Annotated in this window: 1 protein-coding gene; it reads right to left on the reverse strand. The window is 51.2% G+C overall.

Annotated elements, in window-relative coordinates; genetic code table 11:
- Positions 1–242: 242 nt before the first annotated feature.
- Positions 243–671: a hypothetical protein gene (locus tag HT737_RS28490; protein WP_244905584.1), complete on the reverse strand. Its 429-nt coding sequence runs from the start codon at positions 669–671 to the stop codon at positions 243–245.
- Positions 672–1232: the final 561 nt, after the last annotated feature.

Genomic DNA, 1232 nt, shown 5'->3' on the forward strand with positions numbered 1-1232 from the left:
CTTTGCGTTACCTGAGCACGGCGTGCAGTAACTCCGCATGCCTGCTTACGGAAAGCACAAGCACGACTCAATTGATGAAAGGCGCGCCACTGACTGGACAACGCCTGCGCGTGAGGGGATTGACAGATCTTCCGAACAGAAATGATTGATGCAGCCACCGGAAGTTGTGTCTGCTGCGTGGACTCACTGTGGTACGACACGGCGAAAAAAGCCCGCGAGAGAGGCGGGCTTCAAGGGGGGCTTCAGAGGCAGTCGGACTTGCCTATCTGAAAATTGACGATCGGTGAACTGGTTGAATCTTTGTAGAGGAGGTCAATGGAAAGACCCGATTTCACGAACTGTCCCAAACCTTTTTCATTACAGAATGCAGAAGCTGCAATCGCTCTTGCATCCTTGGTGAATTCATCAGAATCGATTTCGTCTTTGGTAACTTTTGTGAGTGTGTAAGAGATACGCATGACCTCATCGCTGTAGGTCACAGAATCGACGCGAGTTGAGTCATCAGATACTTTTCCGGACAGCGCACTCATGATGAGCGCGAGCCCTTTGAGTTGGTGCTCCCGCTCCTGCTTTTTCTCTTCCTGGGCAGATTTTGCGTGCCATACCTGTACCAGGATAAAGAGAAAAGTCATAGCCGAAAAAAATAGGATGATTCCGCGATTCTGTTTCAATTGAGAGTACCGTAGCAAAAGGCCATTATTCATTTGAACATGCCGATCGCGCCATCTCAAGTTGGAGAGGTTTCATCATTGATGAACCAGAAATCTCGACGGCATCGATCCGCAGAGAGACTGCGCTAGTCAGTCGTGACAGGCAGGAAACAGTCAGAAGCGGACATCGGGAAACCGACCGCTACCGGCCAGAAGCGGACTTGGGGACGACGCTTTAACATGTTGAAATCGCACCAGGTTAATGATTAGGTTGCCCTTCGTGACAGGCGGGTTTCGGCCAGGAGCGGTCATCCTCGGCCGTCAGCTTTCTGCTGTCACTCCTGACCCTCCACATTCGGCCAGCATCTGACATCGCCAGCTAAACCCCGCATGTCTATGAAAAGGGCAGTGGGGCAGCCATTCGTCAGCAGGACGAACAGCCGCTCCTTGACAGGCAAGTTATCTGGGCAAATACTCGCCGCGAGATTCATATAGATGACTAGATAACAAGGTGAATAAAGTCGATGAATTCTTTATCCAGTGATGCCCGACTCCCGCTCTACCAACGCCTGCGTGACCAAT

The organism is Pseudomonas sp. MD195_PC81_125, from assembly GCF_014060985.1.
In the GTDB taxonomy this organism is placed as follows: domain Bacteria; phylum Pseudomonadota; class Gammaproteobacteria; order Pseudomonadales; family Pseudomonadaceae; genus Aquipseudomonas; species Aquipseudomonas parakoreensis.